We start from the raw sequence: 15,280 nt of genomic DNA, 5'->3' as shown, positions 1-15,280 counted from the left end.
CTCCTCCGCCAATCCCACACCCCCTTCGCAGCTACGGCTGCTAGTTCTCCGGAAACTTTCCCTGGCCCTCTGACCAGGCCACTTACACCCGTTCCGGCGGTCCGGACGTCGCCGGAAGCTCTCCGGTCCCGGAATGTCTGAGGGACCGCAGCCCAGCGGGCAGAACCGCCGGGCGACCGATCCAGGGGGATTCCCGATGTCCGTACTTCCGTCCGTACTCCACGACGGGGCCGCACTGGCCGCAGCCACAGGTCTCACCTACGCGGGAGCCGTCGTCACCGTGGCCGCCGTGTCGGTGCTCTCCCGCAGCCCGGAGCGCCGACGCGATGCACGGGCGACGCTGACGATTCTGATGCGCCGCCGCCCGCGCTGACGTCCGCATCGGCCATCCCCCAACTCCACTTCCAGGGGCGGCCGTTGAAATTCACAAACCCGTCATACCGCCTATTTCCGCATGCTACGGTCCTGCCTCATTCCAGCAGAAGCCGTCTTGAGCAGAGAGCGAACGATGCATCTTGGCTGAATCACGCACTCCGCCTCGCGGGGTGGCACGTCCTCAGTGGGACCCTCGGCGACAACCATGCGCCGAGGCACTGACACTGAAGGGCGAGCGGGTCGAGCGGAGTCTGATCGAGCTGCTCGCGGAAGCGGACGGCCTGCGGTCCGTGAGTGGATCCACCCCCGGCGAGCAGGTCGCTCTCCTCGAATACCTGCTGGCCATCTGCTACGCCTCCGGGACCTCCCCCAGCACGGACACCGAGTGGCGGGACTGGGTCGAGGACGGCCACTCACTCGACCAGGCCGCCCGATGGCTCGCCGACCGGCCGGAAGACGAGATCTGGGACCTGTTCCATCCCACCGAGCCGCTCGGTCAGAACTCGCTCCTCGCCCCCTACCTCGACCAGCGCGGGGCAGGACCGGCGCAGGTCGTCATCGAGCAGGTGGGCGACTACAGCCAGTTCTTCGACCACCACCACCTGGACCACCCCCAGCCGTTGTCACCTGCCGAGGCGTTCCGGGCCGTGCTCACCCAGCACGTCTACGGTCCGGCCGGCCGCGCGAGGATCTCCGGCAAGGAGACCCTCGGGCCCACGATCACGAACCTCGCCGTCGGCCGGCTCAGCAGCCGCATACGCGTCATCGCCCTCGGCTCGACGCTCGGCGAGACCCTCCGGCTGAATCTGATGCCCTCCCCCGGTCCCCCCGGCGAGTTCAACCGCTCCTGGACCTCAGGGACACAAGCACGTCGCGGCTTCCGGACGAAGCCGGACGGACGGCCCGTGAGCGGGCCCGCGGACCTCCACAGCGCTCTCGGCCGGTCCGTTCTGCTGCGCCCGGCCGTTCTGCCCGGGTCAGGGGACATCGTGGTCGACCGGGTGCTGATGGGCGCCGGGGAACTGCTCCGCCTCCAGCGCCCGCACCTCCAGGACGCCGTCTACGCCACGACCGTCCAGGGCGTCGAGAAGCCGCTGTGGCCCTCGGCGTCCCGCGCCTTCTGGCGCGACGCGCACGCGCTCTACACGGCCGTCGTGGACGCGGGGACTGCGGATCGCGGCGGCCGCGGCACGAACCTCTACCGACGCCTCGCCCTGTTCCCCGGCCCGGACGCGCTGCGCGGACCGGACGGCCCGCCGGTCCGGAGCGTCCGCCTCTGGGCGGTGGGGCTCGTGGCCAAGCAGACCACGGCCATCACCTGGATCTCCGGCTCCTTCCCGTTCGCCCCCGGTCTGGGCGCTGTGCTGTGTCATGCGTCGACGCGGGGTTCCGCCATCGCCGAGTACGTCGCCATGAGTCTGGGCAAGGCCGCCTACGCGGCCTGGGAGATCGCCTACCCGAACCCGAAGCCCTCCGACAAGGCCGGCCAGGTCGCCCGCTTCGACGTCAGGTGGAGGCACTGGGAAGCGGCCGAGGATCCGTTCCACATCCTGCTGGAGGAAACGGCCGCCCGGGAACCGGTGCACGAGTGCCTCTTCTCCTACGCGTCCACCCTCACCGACCAGGCCAAGGGATTCCTCGCCAAGTCCCTCGACTCTCTGCCGAGGAACTCCCGGGGCTTCCAGACACGCGCCGCGGCCCTGCGCCGATTCGAGGACGAGCTGGCGAGCCGGAAGGCCCCGGCAGAACTCCACGGGGAGAAAGCATGAGCACGCAGACCGAGTTCCCCTCCGACGACCCGGACGTCCCGCACACGTCCAAGGGCCTCGTGGACCGGGGGCGGAGGGAGCGCGCCTGGGAGGAGCAGGAGCCCGGCGAGCGCCTCACCGCCTGGCTCGCGTCCCTGGTGCGCGACCGGGAGTACGGGCAGCTCGCGGAGCTGCGCCGGCCGCGCGTACGGACGAACACCCGCATCCGGGCCGGCTGGTTGGACCCGGATCGACGCGAGGTGTTCGAGGAGGTGGCCTTCCTCTTCGCCGTCTACCACCGCGGCGCGGTGCGGCCCTCGTACGGGTTCGGCAGCCTCGGTGCGGCCGCCCGCAGGATCGGCGGCGGAGCGGGGCGCGGGCCGAACGATCCCGGAGCCAGCCGTCTGATCGACCGGATCGTCTCCAGCCGCCGCATCCCCTGGCGTCACCTCCAGCACACCGTCGCCCGGCTGCGCTCCTGCGACCAGGCGCCGCCCGACTGGACACGGCTCGCGGACGACCTCGGCCGCTGGAACGACCGCAAGGCCGCGGTCGCCGACGGCTGGGCCGTGGACTTCCACGAGCCGGCCCGGACCGGAGACAGCGCCGGGAAGCGCGACACGACCGCCGACACGACCGAGAAGGGCACCACCACGTGACCACCCAGGCCTCCTTCACCGGCAGCCCGTTCCTCTCCCTCCACCTGCTGGAAACGCTCGTCGCCGTACTGCCCGTGCGGGACGAGAACGGCTCCCCGAAGTCGATCGTCTACGGGGGCGCCGAACGGCACCTGATCACGAGCCAGGCCCGTCGCCGTGCCGAGCGGGTCCACGCCCGTGACCGGGCCAACGAGGGCGTCGGCGCCCTGGCAGGGCGGACCACGGGCATCCGTACCCGCGAGTGGGCGCTGATCACGGCCCGCGCGCTGGTATCCGAACACGGCTGGGACAAGGACGAGGCGGTCACCACGGCACGCGCGGTCGTCGAAGCCACCGGCCTCAAGTTCGGCGATCCCGGCAAGAAGACCGTGGCCAACCTGACCAAGGTCCTGCTCTTCGCGCCGTCCGACGCGGGCACGCGCATCGCCGCCCACATCGCGGAAAACGCCGAGGACCTCAGGACCTGGACGGCCTCCTATCTGGCAGCGCAGGCAGCCTCCGCGAAACCCAAGCGGGGCAAGAAGGCCACCCCTCCTGCCGAGGCGGAAGCCGAGTCTGCCGAAGGCCCGGTCAAGTCCGCGTCGCTTCCCGCGCTCCCACCCGCGACCCGCACGGCGGTCCTCGTCGCCCTCGCCCCGCGCGACGCCATCGACATCGCCCTCTACGGACGCTTCCTGGCCGAGATCGCGGACTCCCCCAACGTGGACGGGGCCGTCCAGAGCAGCCACGCCTTCACGGTGCACGAGGCCGAGCAACTGGACGACTTCTACGCTGCGGCCGACGACGCCAAGCTGGACCGCAAGAGGAACGCCCTGGACTTCCTGGACTCCGCCGATGACGCGGGAGCCGGCATGACCGGCTACCAGTCGTTGATCTCCGGCACGTTCTACCGGCATGCCGTACTCGACCGCCGCAAGCTGCGCAGGAACCTCGAAGCCGCAGGCATGACCGCCCAGGAGGCGGAGGAGACCGCGGTGGCCGCCGAGGCCGAGTTCGTCAACGCCTTCGTGGACGCCTTCCCCGAGGCGAAGAAGAACTCCACCGCCTCCACCGGGACCCTGCCCGCCCTGGTCCTCGCCTTCGAAGGCGCGCGGCCCTACAACTACGCGGCCGCCTTCCAACGCCCGATCGACGAGAGCCCCGTGGCGGGCGAGGCGGAAGGCCGCGAGAGCGGCCGGAAGCCGAAGGGGGGCGAGGGGCCCGCCGGCCCTGCCGCGGTGAAGAGGCTGATCCGCCACCACGTGTTCGTCAGCGACCGCCGCGACGACATCAAGACCGGACGCGTACTCACGTACGACCCGCACATCGACGATCTGCTGGACGAGCTGAAGGACCTCGGCGCGACGAAGGTGCCGTCCATCGAGGAGCTGACGGCGTGACGCACGTCCTGCTCGTCCGGCTCGCCGCCCCCCTGCAGTCCTGGGGGGCGGTGTCCCGTTTCTCCCGCCGCGACAGCCACAGCCGGCCCACCAAGTCCGCGGTCATCGGCCTGTGCGCCGCCGCCCTCGGCCGGGACCGTACCGAGCCGGTGGACGACCTCGCGGCGCTGGAGTTCGGCGTCCGCGCGGACCGTCCCGGAACCCCGGTACGGGACTACCACTCCGTGGGCGGCGGCCGGTACCCGCTGCGCCCGCGCGACGTCATCACCGACCACCGGCGTGCGGCCGCCGTCGCCGCCGGTCTGGAGGCGGCAACCGGCGAGAGCTTCGGCCACCACGACCTGGCCGACTGGTACGGGGCACCGAAGAAGATCGCGGCCGACCCCGTCTCGGGGGCTCTCGTCTCCGGCGAACTGTCGCGTACGGCCCTGATCACCGAACGCTGGTACCTGTCGGACGCCGCGTTCGTGGTGGGTCTGCGACACGAGGACGAAGGGTGGCTGGAAGAGATCGCCCACGCTCTGGAACATCCGCGCCAGCTGCTGTGGCTGGGCCGTAAGTCCTGCCCGCCCTGCGGCACGCTCGCCGGGGACATCCTGCCCGGCACCCTCGCGGAGGCATTCACCGCCAAGCAGCTGCTCCCCCTCCCCGACGGCCCGGTCTCAGGCCACCGTCCGTGGGCCTGGATCCAGGCCCACGCCGATGCTCCCGGGGCTTCCCCGGTCAACGACCAGCCGGTCAGCTTCCATCCGGCGCGAAGGGCCCACACCACACGCTGGGAGACCCGTATGCGCGTCACCATCGCCCCGACCGCCAGCGAATGGGACATCTTCGAGTGAACAGCACCCGTGCCACGACGGCTCGTTTCGTGGCCACCCACTCCATCCTGACCCTGGACGCCCGCCACCCGTACGCCGCGAAGTCCCTCGTGGACGCCCAGGAGATGCACCGGACCGTCATGAGCGGATTCCGCGGCTGGGTCGCGGACGGGGATCCCGAAGCCCGCTCCCAGATGGGTGTGCTGTCGACATGGTCGGTGGACCTCAAGGCGGCCGCGCTCGTGCTGGTCGTGCAGTCACGGGTCCCGGGAGACTGGAGCCGTATCCCCCGGGCCGCGCTCACCGGCAGGCCGCACGTCCTCACCGTCGACCGCACCTTCAAGGCCGGGGAGGTCCTGGGCTTCCGGACCGTCGTCAACCCGACCCGCAGTCGGCCGTCGGGCAAGCCCGTCTCCGAGAAGGCTCGCGGGACCCGGGTCGCCCACACCAGTCCTGAGCACGTGAAGAAGTGGTTCCTACGGCGTCTCCAGGACGAAGGGGAACCGGTGACCGCGGAAGACGGGGTCGTCCGCATCGGGGCCTGGGCCGAACCTGACACCCTCGGGATCCGCATGCTGCCGACCGTGTCCAGCACCGATCGGCACAAGGCCCTGCGGATCGGGCGGGCGGAAATCCGCGGCGACCTCGTGGTCACCGACCCCGAGGCCCTGTTGTCGGCCCTGGCAGGCGGCCTCGGTCACGCCCGGGCCTACAGCTGCGGCCTCCTCCTGACCCGCTGACCATTCCCTGTGCGGGGGCCCGACTTTTGTCCGCGGACAAAAGTCGGGCCCCGCCGCTCGTGCCGTTCGGGCCGTACGCCGCCGGTGTTACAGGGGGTCGCCGAGGGGGCCGTGGGTGGCTTCCAGGGAATTGGCCCAGTGGGCGGCGAAGTCCGGTTGGGTGCCGTCCGCGTCGGTGAAGCCGTACTCCTCGTAGAGACCCCAGGTGGCCAGGGCGCGGCCCGTCTTCGTCATGACGTGGGGGTCGGCGGCCAGGGCGGCGACGGCGCGGCCGAGGTAGGCGGGGGTTTCGGAGTGGGCGAAGTGCGGGTCCTGGGCCGCGGCGTCACGCCAGGTGTGCTCGGTGACGCCGAAGTGGTCGAGCATGGCCTCCGAGCGCAGGAAGCCGGGGGTGACGGCCACGGCCGCGACGCCGTGCGGCCTGAGCTCGGCGGCCTGTGCGACGGCGAGGCGGATGACCGTCGACTTGGCCAGGTCGTAGAAGAACGAGCCGCGATAGCGGGCGGTGTTGCCGTCGGTGACCTCCACGACCAGGCCGCTCTTGCGGGCGACCATCAGCGGCAGCGCAAACCGGCTGGTGATCACGTGGGTCTCCACCGCCTGGCGCAGCAGCCGCAGGCCGGTGTCCAGGTCCTGCTCCCACAGGGGGTGTTCCCAGTCGGTCAGGGGGTCCCCGCCCCATACGGAGTTGACCAGGACGTCGAGCTGTCCGTCCTGGTCGGCGGCGATCCGCTCGACGAGGGCCCGGACCTCCTCGGGGCTGCTGTGGTCGGTACGGACCGGGATGCCCAGGCCGCCCGCGGCCGTGACCCGCTCGGCGGTCTCCTCGATGGTTTCCGGGCGGTCCAGGTCGGAACGGCCGCCGCCGGTGCTGCTGCGGCCGGTGACGTACACCGTCGCGCCGGCGGCGCCGAGTTCGACGGCGATGCCCCGTCCGCCGCCCCGGGTGCCTCCGGCGACCAGGGCCACCTTTCCGGCCAGCGTCATGATTCCTCCAGGAGGTGGGGAGCGAGTACGTTGTCGAGTTCTTGCCTCAGGCGCTGTTCGAGGGTGCCTTCGCGGTCGAGCGCCCAGGTCAGGCCCGTGCCGGCGGTAATCGCCTGTACGGTGCGGGCGAGCGCGGCGGCGTCCGTGTCCGGGCGGAGTTCGCCGGTGGTGGCCGCCTCGGCCAGGAGGTCTTCGATCGCGCGGGTGTGGGCCTGGTGGACGGCCAGGGCGCGTGCGTAGAGCTCCGGATCGGTGAGGTCCGTGCACAGGAAGGCCAGGTGGTTGGCGAAGCTCTCCGGCGTGGCCATCTCGGCTGCCGACCGTACGGTCAGGGCCGCGAGGGCGGCGAGGGCCGACGCGTGCGACGCGCGCACCTGCCCGGCCGTCTCCTGGGCCTCCTGCGCGGACCGGTCGGCGAGCGCCAGGAGCAGGCCGCGCTTGGACCCGAACCGCTGGACGAGGGTGCCCGCCACCAGCCCGACCTCACCCGCCACGGCGGCCAGCGTGAGCCCTGCGGGGCCCACACGGCCCATGACCTGTGCCGTCGCGCGCAGGATCACCGCGTCTTCGACCCCTCGTGGACGTGCCACCGACCGCCACCGCCCGTCATTAATGAATGCCTGTGCATTTATTAAATGCTGCGAGCGGGGCCTTGGCAAGTCCGGACCGCCAGTCCCCCGGCGCCTCGTCGGTGAACAGGCTGCGGATCTCCCGCGCTTCCGTGACACCGGATGCGCGGTGGCGGCCGTCGTGGTCGGTCAGGTCGGAGCGCAGGTGGCCGGCGGCCCAGCCCTGGTGGCCGAGGGTGTCGGCGAGGCGGCGTGCGGGTGGTGGTGAGGCGGGCGCCTGCGGTGGCGTGAGTGTCGTAGCGGACCACCCCGCACAGGAGCCAGCTTCACGGTGACCGTATGGGTGGCCTTGTTGCCGCTGTCCTTCTTGCCGCCGAGACGGACCGGCGATCCCCCGCGCCTCGGCGATCTACGCGCGAAGCAAGCCGTCCCCGCGTACGCGGGGAACAGGACAGCCCCCACCCGCGGGGAATGATCCCGCCGGGTTCATCCCCGCGGACGCGGGGAGCAGCTTTCTGACCAGGAACTCTAGCCAGGAGGCGCCCTCTTCTCCAGCGCTATCACAGAATCCGACAATCCGCCTGATTGGTTATCAATCAACTGTGGATGGCAAGTAGTTCAGACCCACTGCCCAGAGCAGCCCCTGCCGCAGCCCCGCCCGCCTCCAGGCCCCGGTGTGAACGGGGACGGTGTTACGCGCTTGTCGCCGCGGCGACCTCAGGGGCTGGGACGGAGTGGGACTCGCCCAGGGCATCAGGCGAAGACGAGAGGGCAGTTGTGCCGGATCGCGTGCTGGGCAGCGCGCAGGTACAGGACGACGTAGAAGGCCGTGTCCAGGTCTTCGCCCCACGGTCCCGGCGAAGCCGTTGCCTGTTTCGCCGCGCCTCCGTCCAGGAGCCATGTCGTCAGTTCGAGTGGGTGGCGTGCCCTCGGGACATCGGGCGGGAGGCCGATGGCTTGTGCGAGGTGCTCCGCGAGGGCCAGGACCCGGGGAGCGCTCGCGATCACGGTCTCGTCGTCGTAGCTGTTCTCGATGGGCAGCCGGACCGGCCCGTCGAGGAGGATCGGCACCAGCGCGGACCAGCCGCTGAGCATCTGGTACTCCTCCAGCGAGAGGTGCGTGCGGCACAAGGTGTCGAAGCCTGCCATCGGGGGGACGAGCTTCTCCTCGAACGACTCCCCCGGCGCGGGCTCGTACGCGGGCAGGCCCCGCCGCTTCAGCTCCGCGTCGAGAGCCGCGGCGACCTCGCCGAGGTCGCCTTCCTCATCGCCGAGCCACTGGCCGGCGCCGACACTCACCAGATAGATCCCCATGCCGGCCACGGTAGGCCGTACCACTGACACCCTGGCCGGGATCAGATCTCGCCGCGCTCCCCCGAAACGACGGCGTCGGCCGTCACGACCACGACCGGGTCCTGAAGAAGACCTACGGGCGGCGTCGCTCAGGTGGCTCAGTTCCTCTGGAGGGCGCTTCAGGAGGATGTTCCAGCGGTCGCCGCCCACCTTTGACCGCAGTCGGGCTTCCAGCCGCCCCGACTTTTGTCCGCGGACAAAAGTCGGGGCCCCACCGCGGTGTGCGGTGGGGCCCTCGGCAAGCGGGTGGTGCGGGTGGTCAGCCGTGCCTGTTGTTCTCGATCAGGAGCATCGTCAGTTCGGCGCGGTGCTTGGCCGTCATGTTGGTCCAGATCGCTTCGTACATCGCCTTCGGGTCCTGCCACGGGATCGAGGCCGATTCCGGCGTCCGCATCTGGGAGGGGATCACGCCCTCCGGCTCGTGGATCTGCTCCGACTGCGGGGGAGTCGGGAGGGGAGCCGGGGCTGCAGTGACCGGTTCCGAGGGCGTCGGGGGGAGGGGCTCCGAGGGCAGACTTTTGTCCGCGGACAAAAGTCGAGGCGGCTCAGGAGCCGGTTCCGACTCCCCCGCCGACCCGCTCTCGAGGGCCGGAGTTTTGTCCGCGGACAAAAGTCGGGGCGACTCGGAAGCCGGTTCCGACTCCCCCGCCGACCCGCTCTCGGCGGCCGGACTTTTGTCCGCGGACAAAAGTCGGGCCGGTTGCGGAGCCGGTTCGCGGTCCCCCGCCGGCTCCTGCGCGCTGCGCAGTATCTCCCGCTGGGCCGCCTTCACCTCGGCTTCCTGCTGCTTGTTCTGCTGGAGGAGGCCGAGGAGTTCGGCGGCGGAGACGCCCGGCCGGTCCTTCGCCGTACGAGCCAGGAGGCGCCCGTCGCGCTCGGGCAGTTCGCCGGAGCTGAGCAGGAGCTGGATCTCCTCGGGCAGCTCCAGCAGCACCAGCTGGTTGGTGACCCAGGACGGGGAGCGGCCGAGGCGTTCGGCGGCCCGGGACCTGGCGCCGTGCTCGCGGCCCTCGTCGGCGCAGGTGTCGACGAGCTGCTGCACACCGCGCGCCCGCTCGATGACGTCGAAGTCCTCGCGCTCCAGGTTCTCGGCGAGGAGGTGGTCGATGAAGTCGGTGCGGGAGGCGGCGAGGTCGTCGCGTACGACGAAGTCGAGGGCCTCCAGCCCCACGTGCAGGGCGCTGCGGAAGCGGCGTTCGCCGTTGATGAGGATGTGCGTGGCCGCGCCGACGCGGGACCCGTGGTCGGGCCACAGGCCGAGGTAGGCGCTGCGGCTGACGACGACACAGGCTGACAGCTGCGCCTGCCGCAGCTCCTCGCCGAAGCGGGACTTCTCCTCGTCCGTGCCGAAGTTGCGGCGCGGGTTGAGGGGGGTGGGGGAGACCTGGTCGAGGGGGATGCGGATCAGCTCGTACGCCGGTACGTCGCCCTGCGCGACGGCCTTGGCACGCCCGCGCTCGCTGCGCCCGCCGGCACGGCGGGCGTTGCTGAAGGCGGCGCCGGTCCCGAGGAGGTCGCTCTTGCTCATGCGGTGATCCTCCGGGCGATCTCGCGCATGGCGTCGGACTGCTCGCACTCCGGGGCGTAGTGCAGGAGCGGCAGTTTGACGCGTACGGCCTCGCGCTGTTCCTTCAGGTCGGAGATGACGGTGATGACGGGCGGGTCGCCGAACTCCTTCCAGCTGTTGAGGGAGGAGGTGACGACGTAGCCCTTGCGGCTGTCGTAGAGGTTGACGACGAAGCCGAGCTGGGCGATCTCGATGTCGAGGTCGTCGATGAGGTCCTCGAGCTGCTCGCTGAGCATGTCGTACGCGTCGGCGGAGGTGTCCTCGGCCTGGACGGGGACGATGATGCCGGAGGTCTTGGCGGGCTCGCCGTCGCGGCTGCGGGCGTAGTAGAGCGCCGTGTCCATGGTGTAGCCGAGGCTGGGCGGGCAGTCGACGACGATGTAGTCGAACTCCTTCTCCAGCTCCTCCAGGGCCTTCTCCAGGGCGGTCTCCTTCGTACGGACGTGGCGGGTCGTGGCCAGCCGGGCGTCGAGGAGGAAGGCGTCCTTGCAGGAGGGGAGGAGGAAGAGCCGTCCGGCGAAGACCCCGTGCTCGATGGGGACGAGGAGGTCGCGGACCCGGCCGTCGATCTCGCCGAGCATGTGCTTGGCGAGGCTGGGCTCCTTGATGCTGAGCATCTCGGCGCCGAGGTGGCGGGTGAGGTGGCCTTGGGGGTCGAAGTCGATGACGCAGACGCGGGCGCCGGTCTCGGCGAGGGCCTGGGAGAGGCCGTTGCTGATGGCGCTCTTGCCCACACCGCCCTTCTGGTTGCAGACGACGATCCGGCGGGCGCCTTCGCTGGCGGGCCGTCGGCGGCCGACGGGGGAGGGGTGGGTGTCGAGCCACAGCCGGATGGACTGGGCGACGCCCTGGTTGTACGGGATCTCCCGTACCCGGCAGTCCTCCTTGAAGTCCCCGTACAGGCCGGTGGGGAGGTACGTGGAGAACGAGGAGGCGCCGGAGGTGTCCACGGTGGTGGCGGCCGAGGCGTCGGCACGCCATGCGTGGACGCCCTCGGTGACGGCGTCCTGGATGTCCACGCCCAACTGGGCGGCGCGGACCTTGAGTTCCTGCCTGAGGGACGCCGGCAGCTTGGCGACTACCTTTTCCCTGACTTCCGGATCGTATGGGGCGCTCATGTGGGTACCTTACTAACCTTCTTGCGGGAAGGCGAAGGGCACACGGAAACATGTTGCGCTGATTTGCCTGAAGTTGCCCCGGATGGGGGAGCGCTCGAACCGCCTGTTCGCCGCACGCCCCCGGGGGAGTGGGGCCCGGGGGACCCCGGCGGCGGGGTGCCGCGTACCGTCGGCGCATGGACGGCGATCAGCGGGACCAGGCCCGGGGCGGCAACGCCGACGCGGTGGTGTTCGTGTGCGGGAGCTGCGGGGTCGCGCTGACGGGGCCGCTCACGCGGCTGCCCGCGGTTCCCGAAGCCCCGTTCTACGCATGGTGGGACGCGGATGAGCCCGGCCCGTCGCCGGCGACCGTGCCGTCGGGCCGCTACGCGATCGAGACGGAGCCGTACGGCGCACCCCTGGTCGTCGCCGAGGTGCCCGGGCCGGTGATGCCGCGCCGCGGAACGAAGAGCAACGTGCACGGGCAGCCGCTGGTGTCGCAGGGCCCCCGCGGCAACATCGTCGTCAACCCGGACGACGCCCGTGGCCTGGAGCTGCGACACGCCTCCCCGGCCTGCTGCGGAGCGACCCCGGACGGCAGGCTGAACCAGCTGTGCGCCGCCTGCGGAACCCTCGTGGCGACCCTGTGCTCCGACTGCTGCCTGCCGTACGAACTCCACCTCTCGCCCGGGCACGTCAGGGCCGTCAGGCCCTGACCTGTCAGGCCGACTTGGCGGCAGGAGTCAGGGGATCCAGGGCAGGCGTACGGCCTCGACGTCCTTGTCGGCGAGCAGGGCCTCGATGAGCGGAGCGGGGCCCGCCACCTTGGTGGCCCACAGGTCGTAGTCCGTGCACAGGACCCAGGACCGGTCCCGGGCCCAGAGGTTGGACGGGCTCCACTCCGGCTCGGGGTGGTCGTACAGGGCCTTGGCGTCGCCGAGCCGACCGCTGCGGACGCTCAGGTTGTCGAAGTCCTCGGCCCCGAGCACCAGCGGCGTCCAGTAGGCCAGGCAGGGGGTGTCCGGGCCCTGCGGGCTGTGCTCGGTGAGGAGGTCGACGAGGCGGTTCCAGTCGGCCCGGTCCACGTAGCCCTCGGACGGCGCGCAGATCCCGACCGGCCAGCCGACCGGCTGGCGGAGCGAGGGGAAGGCGGTATAGCAGGGGAACTTGCCCTCGGGCACCAGCGGATCGCCGATCCGCTGCGAGAGTTCCGCCCAGCGCAGACGCCGCCACCGCGGCCCGGGGTGCTCACCCTGGGTGCCGCCGAACACCTCCGCGGGGTCGAGCCCCGGGATGATCTCGGGGCCGGTACCGCCGGCCATCAGGACGGCCTGGTTGTAGGTGGCGTACGACATGTCGGTGGGCCCGACCTCGTGCTCGTACATGGAGTGCAGCACCCAGGCGGCGTCGGGATGCGGTGGTGGCATGAAGCCGGTGAGGCCGTCGTCGTCGGCCAGTTCCCGCAGCCAGTCGGTCTCCCCGGAGGCGGCGAGCGGCCACCGGGCGGTCGCCAGAGCGGCGGAGGTCTCGTCCATCGGGTCAGGATCTCACCGGGCAGGACCGAGCCATGCGGCCGGCCCGCCCGTCCCCGTCAGGCTGACGGGGACGGGCGGGCCGCTCTTCCGTACAGGTCGCACGAGGCAGGTCAGTTGGTGAGCGTGACGCAGGGCAGGCCCACGCTCGCGCCCCCTCGGAAGCCTTCGGCGCAGAGCCGGGTGCCCGCCGGGAAGTGCCGCTGCGGGTATGCCTGGTCCCGGTAGGTCCTGAACGCCGCTACGTCCTCGACCTTGGTCTTGGAGCTCCAGCCGTTGGTGGTCCACACACGGGCACTGATGCGGTTCGGCTGGTTGGTGTTGGTGACCGACACCTCGACCCTCCCCAGATAGGTGCCCGTGTCGTAGGTCTGGATGCAGACCGAGTTGTTGCACCACTTGCCGTCGGCCGCTGCGGGCGGACCTACGGCGATCACGCAGCCGAGAGCGGCGGCGACCGTTCCGATCCCGGCGGCGATCTTCTGGGTGACGTAGTGCATGGCGGGCGACCTCACGCATTCTTCCTGGCCCCACGACGAGGCACGGATCCTGTCGGCACATGTCTCAGGGCCGGACGGATCGAAGTCATCGGATGCGCGTGGCCCTGCGCGGACCAACGTCCGACAAGATCGTGAGTTACGGCGCCCCCTGCGACTGACGCTCCGGCCGGTCACCGCAGCTTCACCGCCGAGCCGCCCCCTCCCCATCTCGACACGTGATGGGGAATCAGTCACGCCTGCCCCAGGGGGCCTTCAGCAGTGTTCAGCCGTGCTCGGGCTCCACCGGGAGCCACAGCACGGCCTCGGCCTCGGTCTTGTCCGGCGACAGACCGATACGCAGGATCTCGGGGCCGGTGCGGCTGCGGTAGGGGTTCGACGGGAACCACTCGGTGAAGACGTCCCGCCACAGCTCCTGGATGGCCTGCGGCATCGGCCCGGAGGTGGTGAAGACCGCCCAGGTGCCGGCCGGGACGGCCAGCGTGGTGGTCCCCTCGGGCGCTGCCGCGGAGGTGAGCACGCCGTGGTGGTAGTCGAGTTCGGTGCCCTCGGCACGGCTGGGGTCCAGGTCGTCGCAGACCGCGACGATGCCGTTCGGCTCCTGGTCGGACAGTTTCTCCAGGCGCTCCAGGATCTGTGGGTCGATCCCGCGGACGAAGTCGATGATCGCCTGGTTCGGCCCCGCATGTACCAGCGGCACCCGGGCCTTGAACCCCACGACGGTGAAGTCCGCCTTGTTCACAACGCGGTATCGCATATTGCTGCTCCCTTCGATGGTGAGGCGGAAGGCCATCCGGGACTGGGAGCTGAGCGCGGCGCCGGTACGCCGGGCCTCGCCCGGACCAATGCCGTGCATGGCCCGGAACGCCCGCGCGAACGCCTCGCCGGAGCCGTAGCCGTAGCGCACCGCGATGTCCAGCAACGTCTCGCGCCCCGCGAGTACTTCGGCGCCCGCGAGGGTGAGCCGACGGCGCCGGACGTACTCCGACAGCGGTATGCCCGCGAGCGCGGAGAACATCCGGCGCAGGTGGTACTCCGAGGTGGCCGCGATGCGTGCCAGCTCCTCCACCTCGACGGTCTGGTGGAGATGGCGCTCGATGTGCTCCATCGCCTGGTTCAGCCGCTCCAGCATTCCCGGGTTTCCTTCCTCTTGACAACCACCACGCTAGGCAGTGCCTACCATGCCGGACCCGACATCTTGTGCCCGATGAAGTCGGGTGCACGAGGCAGAGAGGAAGGTTGAACACCTGTTGCCGATGATCAAAAGCTCTGTGCGCCCCGCTGGGACGCTCTGAGATGAAGAAAGGTCACACCACACACGGGGTGTTGCGAAAGGAGCTCTGAGGCCCCGTTCTGGCGGTCGCTTTTGAGCGTTGTGCGGCAAATTTCTCTGCTGCCGCCCTCAGGAGTGTCCCGTCACACCCTCTGTTGGATCAGACCGGTCAGCCTTCGATGAGACGGGACACGGAGCGGGGTTCTTGTCCGCTCCTGGCTGCGGACCGTTAGTCCCAGGGGCCAGCCCCTGGACCCCGCCAGCGCCTGGCCGCGCTGGACCGGCCGTGGCATGGGGGGCTCCTCGCCCCCCAGACCCCCTCGCCAGGCGCTTGGGCGCCCTGGACCCGCTCCCCCTCACGCCCTGCCCCACCTCCCTGACGGTCGGCGGTGCACCCCTCGGGCGCTGGGCGCCCTCACTGGGCATGAGGGACGAGAAGCCGATGATGGCGATGCCGGAGGTGAGCTGAGGTGGGGGAGTGCCGGTCCTGACTCGGCTGCGGCCGGGTTGTGCTGACGGTGCGTCGGCTGAGGTCGTGTGGCCTGGGGGTCAGAAGTGAGTGAAGTCAGGCTGATACCCCCCGGCGGCGGAGGAGTGACGCACAGCTGATGTGCAGAGACCTTCGGGCTGGCGTCGGCGGTCAGGTTGCTCTTGTAGTAAGAGGGCGACCCGTTTTCAGGGCTCTG

General features: G+C 70.7%; 15 protein-coding genes. 7 read left to right on the top strand and 8 right to left on the bottom strand.

Translation table 11 applies throughout. The features are described 5' to 3' along the window. The first annotated feature begins 196 nt into the window (after positions 1 to 196). From OOK31_RS36180 to OOK31_RS36155, 6 genes are all read left to right on the top strand, one after another. The gene (locus OOK31_RS36180) at positions 197 to 373 is read left to right on the top strand and encodes a hypothetical protein (RefSeq protein ID WP_267091676.1); all 177 of its coding nucleotides are present in this window, start codon (positions 197 to 199) and stop codon (positions 371 to 373) included. A gap of 172 nt (positions 374 to 545) precedes the next feature. Then, complete coding sequence (locus OOK31_RS36175; protein WP_267091675.1) at positions 546 to 2,144, top strand: type I-E CRISPR-associated protein Cse1/CasA; 1,599 nt, start codon at positions 546 to 548, stop codon at positions 2,142 to 2,144. Next, complete coding sequence (casB, locus tag OOK31_RS36170) at positions 2,141 to 2,782, top strand: type I-E CRISPR-associated protein Cse2/CasB (RefSeq protein WP_267091674.1); 642 nt, start codon at positions 2,141 to 2,143, stop codon at positions 2,780 to 2,782. Before OOK31_RS36175 ends, casB begins: the two co-directional genes overlap by 4 nt. After that, the gene (locus OOK31_RS36165) at positions 2,779 to 4,161 is read left to right on the top strand and encodes a type I-E CRISPR-associated protein Cas7/Cse4/CasC (protein WP_267091673.1); all 1,383 of its coding nucleotides are present in this window, start codon (positions 2,779 to 2,781) and stop codon (positions 4,159 to 4,161) included. Before casB ends, OOK31_RS36165 begins: the two co-directional genes overlap by 4 nt. Beyond that, positions 4,158 to 5,000, top strand: a complete 843-nt coding sequence (gene cas5e, locus OOK31_RS36160; protein WP_267091672.1) for a type I-E CRISPR-associated protein Cas5/CasD — start codon at positions 4,158 to 4,160, stop codon at positions 4,998 to 5,000. Before OOK31_RS36165 ends, cas5e begins: the two co-directional genes overlap by 4 nt. Further along, complete coding sequence (locus tag OOK31_RS36155; protein ID WP_267091671.1) at positions 4,997 to 5,719, top strand: type I-E CRISPR-associated protein Cas6/Cse3/CasE; 723 nt, start codon at positions 4,997 to 4,999, stop codon at positions 5,717 to 5,719. The genes cas5e and OOK31_RS36155 overlap by 4 nt, the downstream gene beginning before the upstream one ends. Before the next feature lie 87 nt (positions 5,720 to 5,806). Here OOK31_RS36155 and OOK31_RS36150 read toward each other — a convergent pair whose 3' ends face one another. The 5 genes from OOK31_RS36150 to OOK31_RS36130 form a co-directional block, all read right to left on the bottom strand. After that, the gene (locus OOK31_RS36150; RefSeq protein WP_267091670.1) at positions 5,807 to 6,706 is read right to left on the bottom strand and encodes an SDR family oxidoreductase; all 900 of its coding nucleotides are present in this window, start codon (positions 6,704 to 6,706) and stop codon (positions 5,807 to 5,809) included. Further along, positions 6,703 to 7,296, bottom strand: coding sequence for a TetR/AcrR family transcriptional regulator (locus OOK31_RS36145; protein ID WP_267091669.1), 594 nt, complete (start codon positions 7,294 to 7,296; stop codon positions 6,703 to 6,705). The genes OOK31_RS36150 and OOK31_RS36145 overlap by 4 nt, the downstream gene beginning before the upstream one ends. Positions 7,297 to 8,028: 732 nt before the next feature. Then, positions 8,029 to 8,589 (bottom strand): hypothetical protein, encoded by a 561-nt coding sequence (locus tag OOK31_RS36140; RefSeq protein WP_267091668.1) that lies wholly within the window; start codon positions 8,587 to 8,589, stop codon positions 8,029 to 8,031. Positions 8,590 to 8,887: 298 nt separating this feature from the next. Next, entirely contained in the window at positions 8,888 to 10,156 is a 1,269-nt protein-coding gene (locus OOK31_RS36135; RefSeq protein ID WP_267091667.1) for a ParB/RepB/Spo0J family partition protein, read from the bottom strand. Next, positions 10,153 to 11,313, bottom strand: a complete 1,161-nt coding sequence (locus OOK31_RS36130; RefSeq protein ID WP_267091666.1) for a ParA family protein — start codon at positions 11,311 to 11,313, stop codon at positions 10,153 to 10,155. The genes OOK31_RS36135 and OOK31_RS36130 overlap by 4 nt, the downstream gene beginning before the upstream one ends. Positions 11,314 to 11,489: 176 nt before the next feature. On the opposite strand from OOK31_RS36130, the gene OOK31_RS36125 reads away from it, so the two are divergent. After that, on the top strand, positions 11,490 to 12,008 hold the full coding sequence (locus OOK31_RS36125) for a hypothetical protein (protein ID WP_267091665.1): 519 nt from the start codon (positions 11,490 to 11,492) through the stop codon (positions 12,006 to 12,008). 27 nt (positions 12,009 to 12,035) lie between these two features. Here OOK31_RS36125 and OOK31_RS36120 read toward each other — a convergent pair whose 3' ends face one another. The 3 genes from OOK31_RS36120 to OOK31_RS36110 all read right to left on the bottom strand — a co-directional run bounded on the left by OOK31_RS36120 (position 12,036) and on the right by OOK31_RS36110 (position 14,453). Continuing rightward, positions 12,036 to 12,827, bottom strand: coding sequence for a hypothetical protein (locus OOK31_RS36120; protein ID WP_267091664.1), 792 nt, complete (start codon positions 12,825 to 12,827; stop codon positions 12,036 to 12,038). Between the two features lie 110 nt (positions 12,828 to 12,937). Next, complete coding sequence (locus OOK31_RS36115) at positions 12,938 to 13,339, bottom strand: hypothetical protein (RefSeq protein WP_267091663.1); 402 nt, start codon at positions 13,337 to 13,339, stop codon at positions 12,938 to 12,940. Between the two features lie 247 nt (positions 13,340 to 13,586). After that, positions 13,587 to 14,453, bottom strand: a complete 867-nt coding sequence (locus OOK31_RS36110) for an AraC family transcriptional regulator (protein WP_267091662.1) — start codon at positions 14,451 to 14,453, stop codon at positions 13,587 to 13,589. Between the last annotated feature and the right edge of the window lie 827 nt (positions 14,454 to 15,280).

Origin of the sequence: Streptomyces sp. NBC_00249 (genome assembly GCF_026342355.1) — a bacterium.
GTDB lineage: Bacteria > Actinomycetota > Actinomycetes > Streptomycetales > Streptomycetaceae > Streptomyces.
This window is presented reverse-complemented; position numbering and strand designations above follow the sequence as displayed.